Origin of the sequence: Methyloversatilis universalis EHg5, from assembly GCF_000378945.1 — a bacterium.
Taxonomy (GTDB): domain Bacteria; phylum Pseudomonadota; class Gammaproteobacteria; order Burkholderiales; family Rhodocyclaceae; genus Methyloversatilis; species Methyloversatilis universalis_A.
Window position 1 is genome coordinate 977,115 of the sequence record NZ_KB900539.1, and the last position, 15,546, is coordinate 992,660.

Annotated in this window: 18 protein-coding genes; 10 read left to right on the forward strand and 8 right to left on the reverse strand. The window is 68.0% G+C overall.

Translation table 11 applies throughout. The features are described 5' to 3' along the window. Position 1: 1 nt before the first annotated feature. Genes METUNV2_RS0104455 through METUNV2_RS0104485 form a run of 7 tightly spaced genes read right to left on the reverse strand, consistent with a single transcriptional unit; the run spans position 2 to position 6,014 of the window. A complete protein-coding gene (locus METUNV2_RS0104455) occupies positions 2-1,375 on the reverse strand; it encodes a sensor histidine kinase (protein ID WP_018228294.1) in 1,374 nt (457 codons plus the stop codon). Next, positions 1,372-2,046, reverse strand: a complete 675-nt coding sequence (locus tag METUNV2_RS0104460; RefSeq protein ID WP_018228295.1) for a response regulator transcription factor — start codon at positions 2,044-2,046, stop codon at positions 1,372-1,374. The genes METUNV2_RS0104455 and METUNV2_RS0104460 overlap by 4 nt, the downstream gene beginning before the upstream one ends. Positions 2,047-2,069: 23 nt before the next feature. After that, positions 2,070-2,414: a PepSY domain-containing protein gene (locus tag METUNV2_RS0104465; RefSeq protein WP_018228296.1), complete on the reverse strand. Its 345-nt coding sequence runs from the start codon at positions 2,412-2,414 to the stop codon at positions 2,070-2,072. A gap of 53 nt (positions 2,415-2,467) precedes the next feature. Then, entirely contained in the window at positions 2,468-3,643 is a 1,176-nt protein-coding gene (gene clsB, locus METUNV2_RS0104470; RefSeq protein ID WP_018228297.1) for a cardiolipin synthase ClsB, read from the reverse strand. Then, complete coding sequence (locus tag METUNV2_RS0104475) at positions 3,640-4,392, reverse strand: endonuclease/exonuclease/phosphatase family protein (RefSeq protein WP_018228298.1); 753 nt, start codon at positions 4,390-4,392, stop codon at positions 3,640-3,642. The genes clsB and METUNV2_RS0104475 overlap by 4 nt, the downstream gene beginning before the upstream one ends. A 27-nt stretch (positions 4,393-4,419) precedes the next feature. Then, positions 4,420-5,526, reverse strand: coding sequence for a quinolinate synthase NadA (nadA, locus tag METUNV2_RS0104480; protein WP_018228299.1), 1,107 nt, complete (start codon positions 5,524-5,526; stop codon positions 4,420-4,422). A 38-nt stretch (positions 5,527-5,564) separates the two neighbouring features. Then, a complete protein-coding gene (locus METUNV2_RS0104485) occupies positions 5,565-6,014 on the reverse strand; it encodes a rhodanese-like domain-containing protein (RefSeq protein WP_018228300.1) in 450 nt (149 codons plus the stop codon). A gap of 345 nt (positions 6,015-6,359) precedes the next feature. Here METUNV2_RS0104485 and glnA point away from each other — a divergent pair, with 345 nt between their 5' ends. The 10 genes from glnA to METUNV2_RS0104535 all read left to right on the forward strand — a co-directional run bounded on the left by glnA (position 6,360) and on the right by METUNV2_RS0104535 (position 14,937). Further along, complete coding sequence (gene glnA / locus METUNV2_RS0104490; RefSeq protein WP_018228301.1) at positions 6,360-7,772, forward strand: type I glutamate--ammonia ligase; 1,413 nt, start codon at positions 6,360-6,362, stop codon at positions 7,770-7,772. A gap of 179 nt (positions 7,773-7,951) precedes the next feature. Next, on the forward strand, positions 7,952-8,431 hold the full coding sequence (locus METUNV2_RS0104495; protein ID WP_018228302.1) for a DUF4124 domain-containing protein: 480 nt from the start codon (positions 7,952-7,954) through the stop codon (positions 8,429-8,431). 54 nt (positions 8,432-8,485) lie between these two features. After that, complete coding sequence (gene glnL / locus METUNV2_RS0104500) at positions 8,486-9,577, forward strand: nitrogen regulation protein NR(II) (protein WP_018228303.1); 1,092 nt, start codon at positions 8,486-8,488, stop codon at positions 9,575-9,577. Next, the gene (ntrC, locus tag METUNV2_RS0104505) at positions 9,574-10,989 is read left to right on the forward strand and encodes a nitrogen regulation protein NR(I) (protein ID WP_018228304.1); all 1,416 of its coding nucleotides are present in this window, start codon (positions 9,574-9,576) and stop codon (positions 10,987-10,989) included. The genes glnL and ntrC overlap by 4 nt, the downstream gene beginning before the upstream one ends. A 37-nt stretch (positions 10,990-11,026) precedes the next feature. Continuing rightward, entirely contained in the window at positions 11,027-11,830 is an 804-nt protein-coding gene (locus METUNV2_RS0104510; RefSeq protein ID WP_018228305.1) for a biotin--[acetyl-CoA-carboxylase] ligase, read from the forward strand. Between the two features lies 1 nt (position 11,831). Beyond that, entirely contained in the window at positions 11,832-12,545 is a 714-nt protein-coding gene (locus METUNV2_RS0104515) for a type III pantothenate kinase (protein ID WP_018228306.1), read from the forward strand. A 44-nt stretch (positions 12,546-12,589) separates the two neighbouring features. Further along, positions 12,590-13,258 (forward strand): SPOR domain-containing protein, encoded by a 669-nt coding sequence (locus METUNV2_RS0104520; RefSeq protein WP_018228307.1) that lies wholly within the window; start codon positions 12,590-12,592, stop codon positions 13,256-13,258. Continuing rightward, positions 13,255-13,866, forward strand: coding sequence for a dephospho-CoA kinase (coaE, locus tag METUNV2_RS0104525; RefSeq protein ID WP_018228308.1), 612 nt, complete (start codon positions 13,255-13,257; stop codon positions 13,864-13,866). Before METUNV2_RS0104520 ends, coaE begins: the two co-directional genes overlap by 4 nt. 118 nt (positions 13,867-13,984) lie before the next feature. After that, on the forward strand, positions 13,985-14,740 hold the full coding sequence (zapD, locus tag METUNV2_RS0104530; RefSeq protein WP_018228309.1) for a cell division protein ZapD: 756 nt from the start codon (positions 13,985-13,987) through the stop codon (positions 14,738-14,740). A 26-nt stretch (positions 14,741-14,766) separates the two neighbouring features. Next, positions 14,767-14,937: a DNA gyrase inhibitor YacG gene (locus tag METUNV2_RS0104535; protein ID WP_018228310.1), complete on the forward strand. Its 171-nt coding sequence runs from the start codon at positions 14,767-14,769 to the stop codon at positions 14,935-14,937. A 23-nt stretch (positions 14,938-14,960) separates the two neighbouring features. Here the strand turns inward: METUNV2_RS0104535 and METUNV2_RS0104540 are convergent, their stop codons facing one another. After that, the gene (locus METUNV2_RS0104540; protein WP_018228311.1) at positions 14,961-15,485 is read right to left on the reverse strand and encodes an energy transducer TonB; all 525 of its coding nucleotides are present in this window, start codon (positions 15,483-15,485) and stop codon (positions 14,961-14,963) included. Positions 15,486-15,546: the final 61 nt, after the last annotated feature.

Below are 15,546 nucleotides of genomic sequence, written 5' to 3' on the forward strand. Positions count from 1 at the left end.
ATCACTCCTTCACGGTGGCCGGCGCGCTCAGCGCCAGACGGGACGGCAGGTGCACGGTGACGCGCAGTCCGCCAAGGGAGGGCGAGCGCCCGAATTCGAGCGCGCCGCCATAGCTGTCGACCAGATCGCGCACGATGGACAGGCCCAGGCCGTGGCCGGGCTTTGCCTCGTGGGCGCGGAAGCCCCGGGTACTCAGCGATTCCAGCTGATCCGGCGGGCAGCCAGGGCCGTCATCCTCGACCGTCAGCATCAGGTCGTCCCTGCCTTCGCCGTTGGCCGGGCTGACCGACAGGCGTACGCGGCCCTCGCACCAGGTGCAGGCGTTGTCCATCAGATTGCCCAGCAGCTCCAGCAGGTCTTCTTCGTCCATCGCCAGCGTGAGGCCGGGCGGCAGGTCGAGCGCGATGAGCGGTGCGCGTTCGCCGTGCAGGATGGCCAGCGTGCGCGACAGCGCGTCGGCCGCGCCGTGTACGCTGCTGCGCCGGGCCGGATGGGCGCCGCCCATCAGACGGGCGCGGCGCAGTTCGCGCTCGATCGAACGGCGCATCAGTTCGGCGCTGTCCGCCAGCCGCTGCCGCAGGTCCGGGTGTGCGCTCAGTTCCGGCGATTCCGCCGCCTGCACCATCACCGCCAGCCGGGTTTTCAGCGCGTGAGCCAGATTGCCCAGCGCGTCACGCGAGCGGCGCGAGCGGCGCAGCAGCTGCCCGAGCAGCCGGTTGAACTGATCGACCAGTGGCGCGATCTCGACCGGCAGCGCGGTGTCCAGCGTGTCGCGCTCGCCGCGCTCCAGCGCCTGCATCTGACGGCCCAGCGTGTCCAGCGGTGCCAGCGCGTGCCGCAGCAGCCACTGCTGCACCGCCAGAACCAGGGCCAGCACCGTCACGGTCAGTGCGCCGTACAGCAGATGCCATTCGCGCAGCGCGGTCCGCAGCGAGGCGCTGTCCTCGGCCACCGCGATCTGAATGCTGCGACCGTGCTTCTTGTAGCGTGCAGCCAGCAGCCACAGCGACTGGCCCTGGGGGCCGGAGGCCGCCTGCTGCACGACCGGCGCAGCGTCGTCCGGCAGTGCGAGCGCTGCGTCCCACAGTGAGCGGGAGGACAGATCGACGCCGTCGGCGACGATGCGGTAGTAGTGACCGGAGAACGGGCGCTGATATTCGCCGCCGATGCGGCTGGCATCGAGCGCCGGCGTGCCGTCAGCTGCCGGTTCCAGCGCGGCCAGCAGGTTTTCCGCGTCGCGCTGCAGGCGCTGTGCGAGCTGCTGCTGCAGCATGCGCTCGACCGCAAGACCGGCCAGCCACCACTGCAGGCCGGCCAGCACGACGAAGCCGGCGGCCAGACCGCCCGCCAGACGCCTGCGCAGCGAGCCGCTCATGACGCGCCCTCCGGCTCGCCGAACACATAACCCTGACCGCGCCGGGTGCGTATCCAGTCGCGACCGATCTTGCGGCGCAGCCGGGTGATGTGGGCCTCGATCACATTGCTGTCGTGCTCGGCCTCGTGGTCGTACAGATGTTCGCCGAGGCGCTGCTGCGACAGCACCTGACCGGCGTGCAGCATGAAGCAGCGCAGCAGGCGGAATTCGATGCCGCTCAGGGTGATGAGCGCGCCATCCAGCGTGGCGCTCTGCGTGCCTTCGTCCAGCCGCAGCGCACCGCGGGCGAGCGGGCCGGGCGCGGCCACCGCCGCGCTGCGCTTGAGCACCGCGGCGATGCGCGCCAGCAGTTCTTCGGTGTGGAAGGGCTTGCACACATAGTCGTCGGCGCCGGCGTTCAGCACCTCAACCTTTTCCTGCCAGGTGTCGCGTGCGGTCAGCACCACCACCGGCATGCTGCGGCGTGCCGCCCGCCAGGCGCGCAGCACCTCGACGCCGCTGCGCCGCGGCAGGCCGAGGTCGAGCACCACCAGATCGTAATCGATGGATTCCGCCGACATCTGGGCGAACACGCCGTCGGTGGCGAGGTCGACCGCATATCCGGCGCGCTCGAGTGCCGGCTTCAGTCCGGCCACCAGCGCTTCGTCGTCTTCCGCCAGCAGCAGGCGCATGTCAGTCCTTCCCCGGTCGTCCCTCAGTCATCCAGTTCCATCTTCAGCACGCTGCCGGTGCGCGCGTCCAGCTTCAGTTCCCACACACGGCCGGCGTCGTCCAGCACTTCGGCTTCATAGATCCACCGGCCGTGCTTCTGCTCCAGCTCGATGTCGATCAGCTTGCCCGGCTTCGCCGCGCGCGCGTGTTCGGCAATCTTCTCCAGCGGCAGGATGTCGCCGCGCTGGCTCAGTGCGCGCGCCTTCTGCGCGTCGTCGCCGGCCAGGCTGTCGCCAGCGTGGAACAGCAGCAGGCCGGCCGCGGCGAGCGATACCAGCAGCGCCAGTGCGGGCAGTACGAACAGCAGGTGGAGGCGTCGGGGTTTCATGCAGCCAGTGTAGGCGGCCAGGCTGAAACCAGCCTGAAACGGAGCGGGGCGGATCAGGATTTCTTCAGCATGTGGCGGCTCACCCGCTCGCCGGCCAGACCGATCATCATCCGCACCACGCCGTAGGCCAGCCAGCGCAGCACCCGCTCGTGCAGCGGGCGCGAGCGCCACTGACGGTGGCGCAGTTCGCGTCCGCCGTGTCGGGCCGCAGCGCGCAGGCTCTGTCTCAGTTCGTCGGCGAAACCGGCGTCGCGCACCACCACATTCGCTTCACGCGCCAGCATGAGGCTGAACGGGTCGATGTTGCTGGAGCCCACGGTGGCCCAGTCGTGGTCGACCACCGCCGCCTTCGCGTGCAGGAAGCTGCGCCGGTATTCGAAGATGCGCACGCCCTGTGACAGCAGCGAACCGTACAGCGCCTGCGACGCGTAGTGCAGCAGCGCGTACTCGACCCGGCCCTGCAGGATGAGGGTGACTTTCACGCCGCGCGCCGCCGCCGCGATCAGCGCCTGCCGGAAGCGGCGGCCGGGCAGGAAGTAGGCGTTGGCGATCAGTATTTCGTCATAGGCGGCATCGATGGCCTGCATGTAGGCGTCCTCGATGTCATGCCGGTGTCGCAGGTTGTCGCGCACCAGCAGAGCGGCGCGCACCCGGCCGGCATGACGACGGCCGTAGTGCGGCGCGCGCGGCAGACGTGGCCGGAACTGCAACGTGGCCCAGGCCACCCGTTCCCACAGCTTTTGGCATTCGGCCTGCATGCGTGTCACCAGCGGACCGCGCACGCTGACCGCGTAGTCGAAGCGCGGTGGCGTCTGATGCGGCGTATGCATGTCGTCGATGATGTTGATGCCGCCGACGAAGCCGATCTCGCCGTCGATCACCGCCATCTTGCGGTGCATGCGGCGCAGCCGGTTGCGCCGGAAGCTGAGGCGCCCGACCTCGGGCCGGAAGGTGAGCACGTGTACGCCATCCGACTCCAGGCTCTGCTGGTGGGTGTCCTCGAATTCGCGCGCACCGAAGCCATCGACCAGCACGCGCACCCGAACGCCGCGCCGCGCCGCGCGGGCCAGCGCGGCCGCGATCCGCCGGCCGGTCTCGTCGTCGGCGAAGATGTAGGTTTCCAGGAAGATTTCGCTGCGCGCGGCGTCGATCGCCTGTTCCAGCGCAGGGAAGTACTGCATGCCGCACACCAGCAGCCGGATGTCGTTGCCGGGCAGCAGTCGGCTCATCGCGGGGTCGGCGTCAGGCGCGCGGTCAGCGCCGCGTGGTCAGACACCCGGGACCAGGGGGGGCCGGAGTGCAGCCGCACTTCGCCGACATCCAGCCCGCGCACATAGATGCGGTCCAGTCGCAGCAGCGGGAAGGCAGCCGGAAAGCTGCGCGCCGGCCGGCCGTGCACCAGGCTGTGCGCCTCGTGCAGGCCAAGCGCGCGTGACCACTGGTCTTCGGCGCGGTTGTGCCAGTCGTTGAAGTCGCCGGCGACGATGAGCGCGTCGTCGGCCGCGATGTTCTGCCGGATGTGGTCGGCCAGCATGGCGTACTGCTGTTCGCGACCCCGCGCGGTCAGACCGAGGTGCACGCACAGCGCATGCACCCGCCGGCCTTCGCACGGTTCGATCACGCAGTGCAGCAGCCCGCGCTGCTCGAAGCGGTGGGCCGACACATCGTGATTCACCGCCTGCACGATGGGGTGACGTGACAGGATGGCGTTGCCGTGGTGGCCGTGGTCATACACCGCATTGCGGCCGTAGGCGGTGGCCGGCCATACCTGGTCGGCGAGGAATTCGTACTGCGGTTCGCTCGGCCAGTCTGCGTGCCGCTGCGCGTGGCCGTGGTGCAGGCCCTGCACTTCCTGCAGGAACACCATGTCGGCACCGAACGCGCGCAGGCGCTCCCGCAGTTCGTGGATCACCATGCGGCGATTGAACTGCGAGAAACCCTTGTGGATGTTCCAGGTGCAGATGCGCAGGTCGGTCATGCGAGGGCGGGCCTGCGGGGGGTCAGGTCAGGGTGAAGCGGCCAGCATGCGGTCCATCGCCAGCTTGGCCGGCCCGGCTTCGTGTGCCGGCACGCTGATGCGATTGACCACATTGCCCTCGACCAGGTTTTCCAGCGTCCAGGCCAGGTGCTGCGGATCGATGCGCTGCATGGTCGAGCACATGCACACGGTCGGCGCCATGAACTGCACCGTCTTGCCTTCGTGCTTCACTTCTTCGGCCAGCCGGTTCACCAGATTCAGTTCGGTGCCGACCAGCCACTTCGTACCCGGCGCGCCGGCCTTCACCGTCTTCAGGATGTATTCGGTGGAGCCGACGAAATCGGACTGGCGGCACACTTCGAACGCGCTTTCCGGATGGGAAATGACGATGCCGTCAGGGTTCTGGTTGCGCCAGCGCAGGATGTGTGCGGGCTGGAACATCTGGTGTACCGAGCAGTGACCCTTCCACAGCAGGATTTTTGCCTTCGCCACCTGTTCGGCGGTCAGGCCGCCGTTCTCCAGGTCCGGGTCCCACACCTGCATGTCTTCCAGCGGAATGCCCATGTTGTAGCCGGTCCAGCGGCCCAGATGCTGGTCCGGGAAGAACAGCACCTTCTCGCGCCGCGCCAGCGACCATTCGAGAATGCTGCCGCAGTTCGACGAGGTGCACACGATGCCGCCGTGCTCGCCGCAGAAAGCCTTCAGGTCGGCGGCGGAATTGATGTAGGTGACCGGCGTGAAGGTGTTGTCCGGATCGTCGCCGAGCAGGCCGCGCAGTTCGCGCCAGCAGCGTTCCACCTTGGCGAGGTTGGCCATGTCGGCCATCGAACAGCCGGCGGCGAGGTCGGGCAGGATGGCGATCTGTTCCGGCTTGGACATGATGTCCGCCACTTCCGCCATGAAATGCACGCCGCAGAACACGATGTACTCGGCGTCGGTCTGGCTGGCCAGGCGCGACAGCTTGAGCGAATCGCCGGTCAGGTCGGCGTGGCGATACACGTCTTCGCGCTGGTAGTGGTGGCCGAGGATGACCGCGCGCTTGCCCAGCTTTTCGCGGGCGGCGAGGATGCGCGCCTGCGCCTGGTCGTCGGCGAGGGCATTGAAGCGGTCGAAACTGATGGTGGCGACTTGCATCTTGAATCCTTGTGCTGCGGGGTGTTCCGCTCGAGTGCTCAGCCCTGGCGCCAGGGCAGGCCGGCCTTGCGCCAGCCGCCTACCGTATTCCGGTGGCCGTTGGCATCCAGATCGCCCTCGAAGCCTTCGAGGATGTTGTAGGCATTGCCGTAACCGGACGCCGCCGCGGTGGTGGCCGCACCGTGAGAACGGCCGCCGCTGCGGCACAGGAACATGACCAGCGCTTCCGGATCGACCTGGTGCTTCAGCTGGGCCAGGAAGTCGGCATTGCGCTGTCCGTTCGACAGATTCCACTCTATCTGCACCGCGTCCGGCACCTGGCCCACCCACTGCCACTCGGCCGACGTGCGTACGTCGACAATGCGGGCGCCCGGCGCCAGTTTCAACAGTTCCCAGGCCTCGGCCGGGGTGAGTGCGCCGGCGTACGGCAGTTGCAGCTGCTGGGCGCGCTCGCGCGCGAGGCCCAGTATGTGTCCGAGCGTAGTCATCGCTGATCCGTCGTCTTGGAATGACTCAAAGTATATAGCGCGCCGCCAGCAGGTGGTTTGCACCAAAATCGTGCGTCGTCATGGTGCGAACGCCCTCTGTTGGTGCGCGCCTGCGCTTGTTTTGTGCATCGCATCGCCTGCGTGCCCGCCTGTGGCACAATCATCGGGCTTCAGGAATCGCGTGGCACGGGTTCTGCTTCTGAGCCGCGCAGCAGGACAAAGTCGCGATGACCGGCGCGGGTGACCGACGCTGGCCGATCGCGCCGGAACGGATGCGCATCCGCGCGCCGTTCGTCGTGACCCTAAGCCGACTCGTTGCACATCCATACCTCGTAGGAGAGATTCATGACCACCGCGAAGCAGGTTCTCGACATCATCAAGGAAAAGGAAGTCAAGTTCGTCGACTTCCGTTTCACCGACACCCGCGGCAAGGAACAGCACGTTGGCGTGCCCGTCAGCCACTTCGACGCTGACAAGTTCACCGAAGGCCACGCGTTTGATGGTTCGTCGATCGCCGGCTGGAAGGGCATCCAGGCTTCAGACATGCTGCTGATGCCGGATCCGGAAACCGCCTTCATCGACCCGTTCTTCGACGAAACCACGCTGGTCATCAGCTGTGACGTGGTCGAGCCGTCCGACGGCAAGGGCTACGACCGCGACCCGCGCTCGATCGCCAAGCGCGCCGAGGCCTACCTGAAGTCCTCCGGTCTGGGCGACACCGCCTACTTTGGCCCGGAACCCGAATTCTTCATCTTCGACAGCGTCGAGTGGAACATCGACATGTCGGGCTGCCGCGTGCAGATCTTCTCGGAAGAAGCCGCCTGGTCGTCCGGTGACAAGTTCGAGAGCGGCAACACCGGTCACCGCCCGGCGGTGAAGGGTGGCTACTTCCCGGTTCCGCCGGTCGATTCGCACAACGACATCCGCGCTGCCATGGTGCTGGCGCTGGAAGCCGTCGGCATCCCGGTCGAAGTGCATCACCACGAAGTGGCGACCGCCGGCCAGAACGAGATCGGTACCAAGTTCAACACGCTGGTGCGCCGCGCAGACTGGACGCAGACCCTGAAGTACATCGTGCACAACGTCGCCCACAGCTACGGCAAGACCGCGACCTTCATGCCGAAGCCCATCGTCGGTGACAACGGCTCGGGCATGCACGTGCACCAGTCGATCTGGAAGGATGGCAAGAACCTGTTCGCGGGCAACGGCTACGCCGGCCTGTCCGAGTTCGCGCTGTACTACATCGGCGGCATCATCAAGCACGCCAAGGCGCTGAACGCGATCACCAACCCGGGTACCAACTCGTACAAGCGTCTGGTTCCGCACTACGAAGCACCGGTCAAGCTGGCCTACTCGGCCCGCAACCGCTCGGCATCGATCCGCATTCCGCACGTCGCGTCGGACAAGGCCCGCCGCATCGAGACCCGCTTCCCGGATCCGCTGGCCAACCCCTACCTGTGCTTCGCCGCACTGATGATGGCGGGTCTGGACGGCGTGCAGAACAAGATTCACCCGGGCGATCCGGCTGACAAGAACCTGTACGACCTGCCGCCGGAAGAGGACAAGCTCATCCCGACCGTGTGTGCCAGCCTGGACGAAGCGCTTGCCGCGCTGGAAGCCGACCATGCCTTCCTGACCAAGGGCGGCGTGTTCTCGGAAGACTTCATCGCTGCCTACATCGAACTGAAGATGGGCGAAGTCAACCGCACCCGCATGACGACCCACCCGGTCGAGTTCGACATGTACTACAGCCTCTGATCCGGCCCTGCCGGACCGCGTGTCGGCGCAGGCCGCACGCGGGGCGTTGAAGCCGGACGCAGGCAGTGCGCGTCCGGTCCCGAAAAAGGACGGCAACTTGCCGTCCTTTTTCATTGTCACTGCCGGTATGCGCGGCCTACACTGCCGCGGCCCGCTTACGTCCCGTTCCGGTGATTCACATGTCCAGAGGCTGTTCCCGTTTCCTGATCGCCATTGCCGCCGCGCTGTGCGCGCTGCCGGCCCATGCCGACGTGTTCAAGTGCGTCGGCCCCGATGGTCACGTGACCTACACCAACGACAGGTCGAATGCGCGCGGTTGCAAGACGCTGTCCAGTGAAATGCCGGTCAGTTCGGTGCCCGGTCCGGCGGCGGCGCCCGCGAAGCCGGCGAATGCCGGCGGCAGCTTTCCCAGCGTGAGCGGCGACCAGCAGAAGGCGCGTGACGGCGAGCGCCGTCGCATACTCGAAGCCGAACTCGACACCGAATCGAAAAGCCTCGAGGCCGCCCGCAAGGCGCTGGTCGACGGCGAGGCGGTGCGGCTGGGCGACGAGCGCAATTACCAGAAGTATCTCGATCGCATCCAGGGGCTGAAGGACAATGTTTCTCTGCACGAACGCAATGTCGATGCCTTGCGCAAGGAGCTGTCCAAGCTGCCCTGACGCCTCCGGGCATCGCGCAGCCGCTCTGGCTCGCTTCTTGCGTGGTTCGGTGCCATGACGCCGACCACTCCCCGACTGTCCTCGCATCGCTGGCCCGAGCGTTTCCACGGGCTGGAACTTCTGGCCAGTGCGGTCGCCCTGCTCGACGCCGGGCGCCACATCGTCTATCTCAATCCCGCCGCTGAAAACCTGTTCGCCGTCAGCGCGGTCAAGCTGGTGGGCAAGCACTGCGAGCGCCTGATCGGCGTGGCGCACGGACTCGACGGTGCGCTCGACAACGCGCTGGCCAACGACTGGAGCTATACCGGTCACAACCTTACGGTCGAGCGACTGCTCGGCGGACCGCTGCAGCTGGACTGCACGGTGTCGCCGGTGCAGGCCGAGAACGCCCGCATCCTGCTGGAATTCCGGCCCATCGATCAGCAGCTGCGGGTGGCGCGCGAAGAGCAGCTGCTGCAGCAGCAACAGGCCAACCGCGAGCTCATCCGCAACCTCGCGCACGAAATCAAGAATCCGCTTGGCGGCATACGCGGCGCGGCCCAGCTGCTCGAAGGCGAGCTTGAGCGGCCGGAGCTGCGTGAATATACCCAGGTCATCATCAAGGAAAGCGACCGGCTGCAGGATCTGATGAACCGCCTGCTGCATTCGCACCGCGCGATGCAGGTCACCACGGTGAGCGTGCACGAGGTGCTGGAGCGGGTGCGGCTGCTGATCGCGTCGGAATATCCGAAGGTGCGCGTGCAGCGTGACTACGACACCAGCCTGCCGGAGCTGGTCGCCGACCGCGAACAGCTCATCCAGGTGGTTCTGAACATCGCGCGCAATGCGGCGCAGGCGATGCACGGCGAAGGCGAGATCCGGCTGCGCACCCGCGCCTACCGTCAGGCCACGCTGGTGAAGCGCCGGCACAAGCTGGCACTCGAATTGCAAGTGATCGACAACGGCCCCGGCATTCCCGAGGAACTGCTCGATCGCATCTTCTACCCGCTGGTATCCGGCCGCGATGGCGGCACCGGTCTCGGGCTGACGCTCGCGCAGAGCTTCGTGCACCAGCACCACGGCACCATCGAGGTGCAGAGCCGGCCTGGCCACACTGTATTCACAATACTGCTGCCCTTCAAACAGGGCACGACGGAGAAGCCATGAACCCGGTCTGGATAGTCGATGACGACCGCTCGATACGTTGGGTGCTGGAAAAGGCCCTTGCCCGCGAATCCATTCCTTTCGAGGCCTATTCCAGCGCGCAGGAAGCGCTGGATGCGATGGACGGCGGCGGTCAGCCTCAGGTGCTGCTGTCGGACATCCGCATGCCGGGTGAGTCCGGCCTCACGCTGCTGGAGAAGGTGAAGGCCCGCCACCCCAGCCTGCCGGTCATCATCATGACCGCCTACTCCGATCTCGACAGTGCGGTCGCCGCTTTCCAGGGCGGCGCCTTCGAATACCTGCCCAAGCCTTTCGACGTGGACCACGCGATCGAACTGGTTCGGCGCGCGATCGAAGAGAGCATGCACCAGGGTGGGGCGCCGGTCGAAGCCGACATGGCGCCGGAAATTCTCGGCAAGGCGGCGTCGATGCAGGACGTGTTCCGCGCCATCGGCCGGCTTGCCCAGAGCCATGCGACGGTGCTGATCAATGGCGAATCCGGCACCGGCAAGGAGCTGGTCGCACGCGCGCTGCACCGTCACAGCCCGCGCCGTGACGCGCCCTTCATCGCGATCAATACCGCGGCCATTCCGCGCGACCTGCTGGAATCGGAGCTGTTCGGTCACGAGCGCGGCGCCTTCACCGGCGCCACTGCCACCCGTCGCGGCCGTTTCGAACAGGCCGACGGCGGCACGCTGTTTCTGGACGAAATCGGCGACATGCCGCCGGAACTGCAGACCCGCCTGCTGCGCGTGCTGTCCGACGGCCAGTTCTACCGGGTCGGCGGCCATTCGCCAATCAAGTCGAACGTGCGGGTGATCGCCGCCACCCACCAGAATCTGGAAGACCGGGTGAAGCAGGGCCTGTTCCGCGAGGATCTGTTCCACCGGCTCAACGTGATCCGGCTGCGCATTCCGCCGCTGCGCGAGCGGCGCGAAGACATCGTGCTGCTGGCCCAGCACTTCATGACCAAGAGCGCGCAGGAACTGGGGGTCGAAGCCAAGCGCCTGTCCGAGCCGGCCATGCGCTATCTGCAAGGCCTGGATTTCCCCGGCAATGTCCGGCAGCTGGAAAACCTGTGTCACTGGCTCACCGTGATGGCGCCCGGCCAGGCGGTGGATGTGAAGGATCTGCCGGCCGAACTGCGCGCGCAGCCGGCGCGCGAATCCACCGGTGACTGGGCGGGAGCGCTGGCAGCCGAGGTGGACCGGCTGATCGCGGTCAAGCAGCCGGCGCTGTTCGACCATCTGGTGCAGGAATTCGAGCGCACGCTGATCCGGCGCGCGCTCGCCAGCACCGGTGGCCGGCGCATCGAATCGGCCCAGTTGCTGGGCATTGGTCGCAATACCATTACCCGCAAGATCCAGGAACTCAATATCGAAGGCGGTCGCGACGTCGACGGCGAGGCCGAGTAGGGCCCGGCTCGGGCGGCGGCGCAGCTACAATCCGCGCATGACCGCCGACGACCTTCTTCTGCTCGCACAGGCGCTGCGCGCCCGTGCGCCCGCGCTGCCCGCCGATGCCGGCATCGATGTGGTGGCCTGCACCGGCAGCACCAATTCAGATCTGCTCGAATGGCGTGACGGCCAGCCGCGCGCGCTGTTCGCGCTGGAACAGAGCGCCGGCCGCGGTCGGCGCGGACGCGACTGGGCGGCCCGTCCGGGCGACAGCCTCACCTTTTCGCTGGGCTGGCGTTTCCCGCTGCGTGCCGACCGGCTCTCCGGCCTCAGCCTCGCGGTCGGCGTGGCGCTGGCCGAGGCGCTGGCGCAGCAGGGTGTGGGCGGACTGGCGCTGAAATGGCCGAACGACCTGATGCGCGACGCCGGTCACGGCGCCGGCAAGCTCGGCGGCGTGCTGATCGAACTGTCCTCCTCGGCCGCCCACACCGACGCAGTGATCGGCATCGGCCTCAATCTGGCACCGCCACCGGCCGGGCGCTACACCCATGTGCCGGTCGCGCTGTTCGACACCACGCCGCCGCGCGAAGACTGGCTGCGCATCGCTGCCGCGCTGCTGGACGCACTGGCTGCCGCTCTCGCCGTTTTCGAGACGCAGGGCTTCGCCGCCTTCGTCGATCGCTGGAATACGCTCAATCTGCACGCCGGCCTGCCGGTCGAGGTGCAGGGCGATCTGCACGCGCTGTCCGGCATCTGCCTCGGCGCAGACCTGGATGGCGCGCTGCGCCTGGACTGCGGCGACCGCATCGAGCGGGTGCTGGCCGGCGACGTATCGCTGCGCGCGGTGCGGGCGTCCTGACATGGTGCTGCTGATCGACGCCGGCAACAGCCGGCTCAAGTGGGCCTGGCTGCGCGACGGCCGGCCGGGCGACGAAGCGGGCATCGACGTGGCCGCCCTCGATGGCGCGCCGCTCGCGTCCGCCTGGCGCGGTGCCACCGCGGCGCTGTACACCTGCGTGGCCGGCGATGCGGTCGATGCCGCGCTGCGGGCGGCGCTGCCGTCGGGCTGCGCGGTGCACCGCATCCGTTCCGGCGAACAGGCGGCTGGCCTCACCAATCTGTACGAACGCCCGGCCCAGCTCGGCGCCGACCGCTGGGTGGCGCTGATCGGCGCGCGCACGCTGGTGGCCGGGCCGCTGGTGGTGGCCACCGCCGGCACCGCCACAACGGTGGACGCGCTGGACGAGGCCGACCGCTTTCTCGGCGGCTACATCCTGCCCGGCCTGCATCTGATGCTGGAATCGCTGGCGCGCAATACCGCCGACCTGCCGCACGCCCAGGGCGCGCCCTCCGACTGGCCGCGCAACACCGATGACGCCATCCTGAACGGCTGCGCCGGCGCTCAGGCCGCGCTCATCGCTCGCGTGCGTGACCGGCTGGGCAGCAGCGCCACGCTGCTGCTGAGCGGCGGCGGTGCTGACGCGCTGTCGCCTCACATCGAGGGCGACCTCCGGCGCGCCGACAATCTGGTGCTGCGCGGGCTGGCCCGGCTCGCGGCGGATGTGTTGAAATGACGGATCACTGCCGCACCGCCGCATCCGCGGCCTGCTGACTTCCCATGCGTCTCGTCTTCCTGCTCCTGCTGCTGGTCAATATCGTGCTCTGGCCCTTCGTCGCCGGCCTTGTTCATCTGGGCGGCAGCCAGACCGAACCGCTGCGTCTGAACAGCCAGATCGAACCGGAACGTCTGCGCATCGTGGCGGAAGACGGCGCGGTCACCACCGTGTCGTCGCGGCCGACCGACGCCGACGCGGATGCCGACACCCCGGCGGCGGTCTGCCGCATGCTGACCGGGCTGAGCCGCGAACAGGCCGACGCGCTGGCCGCCCGCGTGCGCGACCGCGATCCGCCGGTGCAGCTGAGCGAGAGCGAGCAGCCGGGCAGCCCGTCCTGGTGGGTGCACATCGCGGACCTGCAGACCCGGCAACTGGCCGAGCGCAAGCAGGCCGAACTGAAGGCGCTGGGCGTGCGCGAAATGGCGCTGATGCCGGACGCAGACGGCCAGAAATTCGCGATTTCGCTGGGCCTGTTCAAGACCGAAGCGTCGGCCCGCGAACTGCTGTCCCGGCTGTCGGGGCTGGGCGTGCGCAGCGCCCGCATCGTCGAGCGCGAAGCGAAGGCCGGCCGGCTGCGGGTGGAACTGCGCGGCGCCGCGGCCGATGTCGAGGCGGTGCTGGCTGAAGCCGGCGGCGTGCCGGACGGCGTGGACGCGGCGGACTGCCCGTGACCTTCGTGGTCGGCCTGACCGGCGGCATCGGCAGTGGCAAGAGCACGGTGGCCGATCTGTTCGTCGTGCGCGGCGCCCGGCTGGTCGACACCGACGCGATTGCACACGCACTGACCGCAGCCGGCGGCGAGGCCATGCCGGCCCTGCGTGCCGCGTTCGGCGATGACATCGCCACCGCAGACGGCGCGCTCGACCGTGCGCGCATGCGGGCCCGCGTGTTCGCCGACCCGGCCGAACGCAGCCGGCTCGAAGCCATCCTGCATCCACTCATCCGCGCGGAATCCAGTCGTCAGGTCGCCGCCAGCGATGCGCCCTACATCGTGCTGGCGGTGCCGCTGCTGATCGAGTCTGGCGACTGGTCGACGCGCTGCGACCGGGTGCTGGTGGTCGATTGCCCGCCCGAAGTGCAGCGCGCCCGGGTGATGGCACGCAGCGGGCTGGCGGCGGAGGAGGTGGATCGCATCATCGCAGCCCAGGCCACGCGTGCGCAGCGGCTGGCGGCGGCCGACGACGTGATCGACAACGCAGCCGGTCTGCAGGCCCTGGGCGAACGTGTCGACGCGCTGCACCGGCACTACCTGGCCCTGGCGGCCGCACGCCGCACATGAGGCGTGTACCGGATTCACACGGCGTCGGCACGCCAAATCTCTGCAAACGCGTTGTGACGGTGCGGCTTTTCAGTCAAAATCGTCAGAATTTGCTTGAACTGTCATCGGACAAGCCTCTGTGATCACGTACGAATATCCTCTGAACGAGCGCATCCGCACCCTGCTGCGCCTGGAGGACCTGTTCGAGCGTACCCAGCACTTCATGCGCAGCGACGGCGCGCACGAACACCATGTCGCGCTGGTGAGCCTGTTCGAAATCCTGGAAGTGGCTTCGCGCGCCGACCTCAAGGTCGATCTGGTGCAGGAGCTGGAGCGTCAGCGCCAGACGCTGATGACCTTCCGCAACAACCCGGACATTTCCGAAGAGGCGCTGTCCGGCGCGCTGTACGAGATCGAACAGGCGAGCGCCGCGCTGCTGGCCATGGCCGGCAAGATCGGCCAGTACCTGCGCGAGAACGAGTGGCTCATGAGCATCAAGAGCCGCGCCGCCATCCCCGGCGGGCTGTGCGAATTCGATCTGCCGTCCTACCACTACTGGCGTCACCGCGACGCTTCGGCCCGCCAGGCCGATCTGGCCGGCTGGCTCAATCCCATGCTGCCGATACGCGACGGCCTCACCATCGTGCTGCGTCTGCTGCGCGCCAGCGGCCGGCCGGAGCGGCAGATCGCCGGCAACGGCGCCTTCCAGATGATGATGGGCGGCAAGTCGGCGCAGATGCTGCGTCTGCGGGTCGAGCAGAACGAGCCCTTCACCCCTGAAATCAGCGCCAACAAGTACGCGCTCAACATCCGCTTCATCGCCCCCGGCGGTCATGCACGGCCGCGCGTGGCCGACGCCGATGTCGCCTTCGAACTGACCTTCTGCAATCTGTGAGCACCCCGAAGAATCCGGAAGGGCGCATGGTCGCCTGTCCACGCTGCGGCCAGCCTGCGCTGTTCGCGCCCGCCAATCCGGCGCGTCCGTTCTGCAGCCCGCGCTGCAAGCAGGTGGATTTCGGCGCCTGGGCGAACGAGGAATACCGCGTGCCCGACGCCACGCCCGAACTGCCGCCGGACGACGAACCCGCCTGAATCCGGCGGCTGCCTGCGGCTGACTAGTCCAGCCTGAATACCACCGGCAGCAGCAGTTCGCGTGCGCCGCCGGCCTCCAGCCGGCCGATCTGGCGTGCGGCGTCCAGTGCCGCCCGGTCCAGCACCGCATGACCGCTGCCGGCCAGCACGGCCGCCTCGATCACCCGGCCGCGTTCGTCGAGCAGCAGACGCAGTTTCACTTCACCTTCCAGACCGCGGTCTATCGCCTCCTGCGGGTAGAACACATGGCGGTTCAGCTGACGCTGCGCACGTTCGCGCGCCCGCGCGCCGGAAACGGGCGAGGGCCGGGCGGCCTGTACCGCGGCCGGGGCGGGCGGCGCGTCCGCCGGCTGTTCGGTGAGGGTGTCCTTCAGCAGCGGAGCGGCCTCCGTCACCTCGGGTGCCGGCACCTGCGGTGGCGGCTGCAGCCGGGCCTGCAAGGCCGGGCGCGCCGGGGCGGCCTGATCGACCGGCGCGGGCCAGAACATCAGCAGGGCGTGCACCAGGGCGGACAGCGCAAGTGCGAAAGGAAGTTTCAGGCGGGACAAACCGTAAGGCGGGGTGGCTACACTTGCGCGCATTGTGCCGCAGTCGCGGCGCCGGACCGTG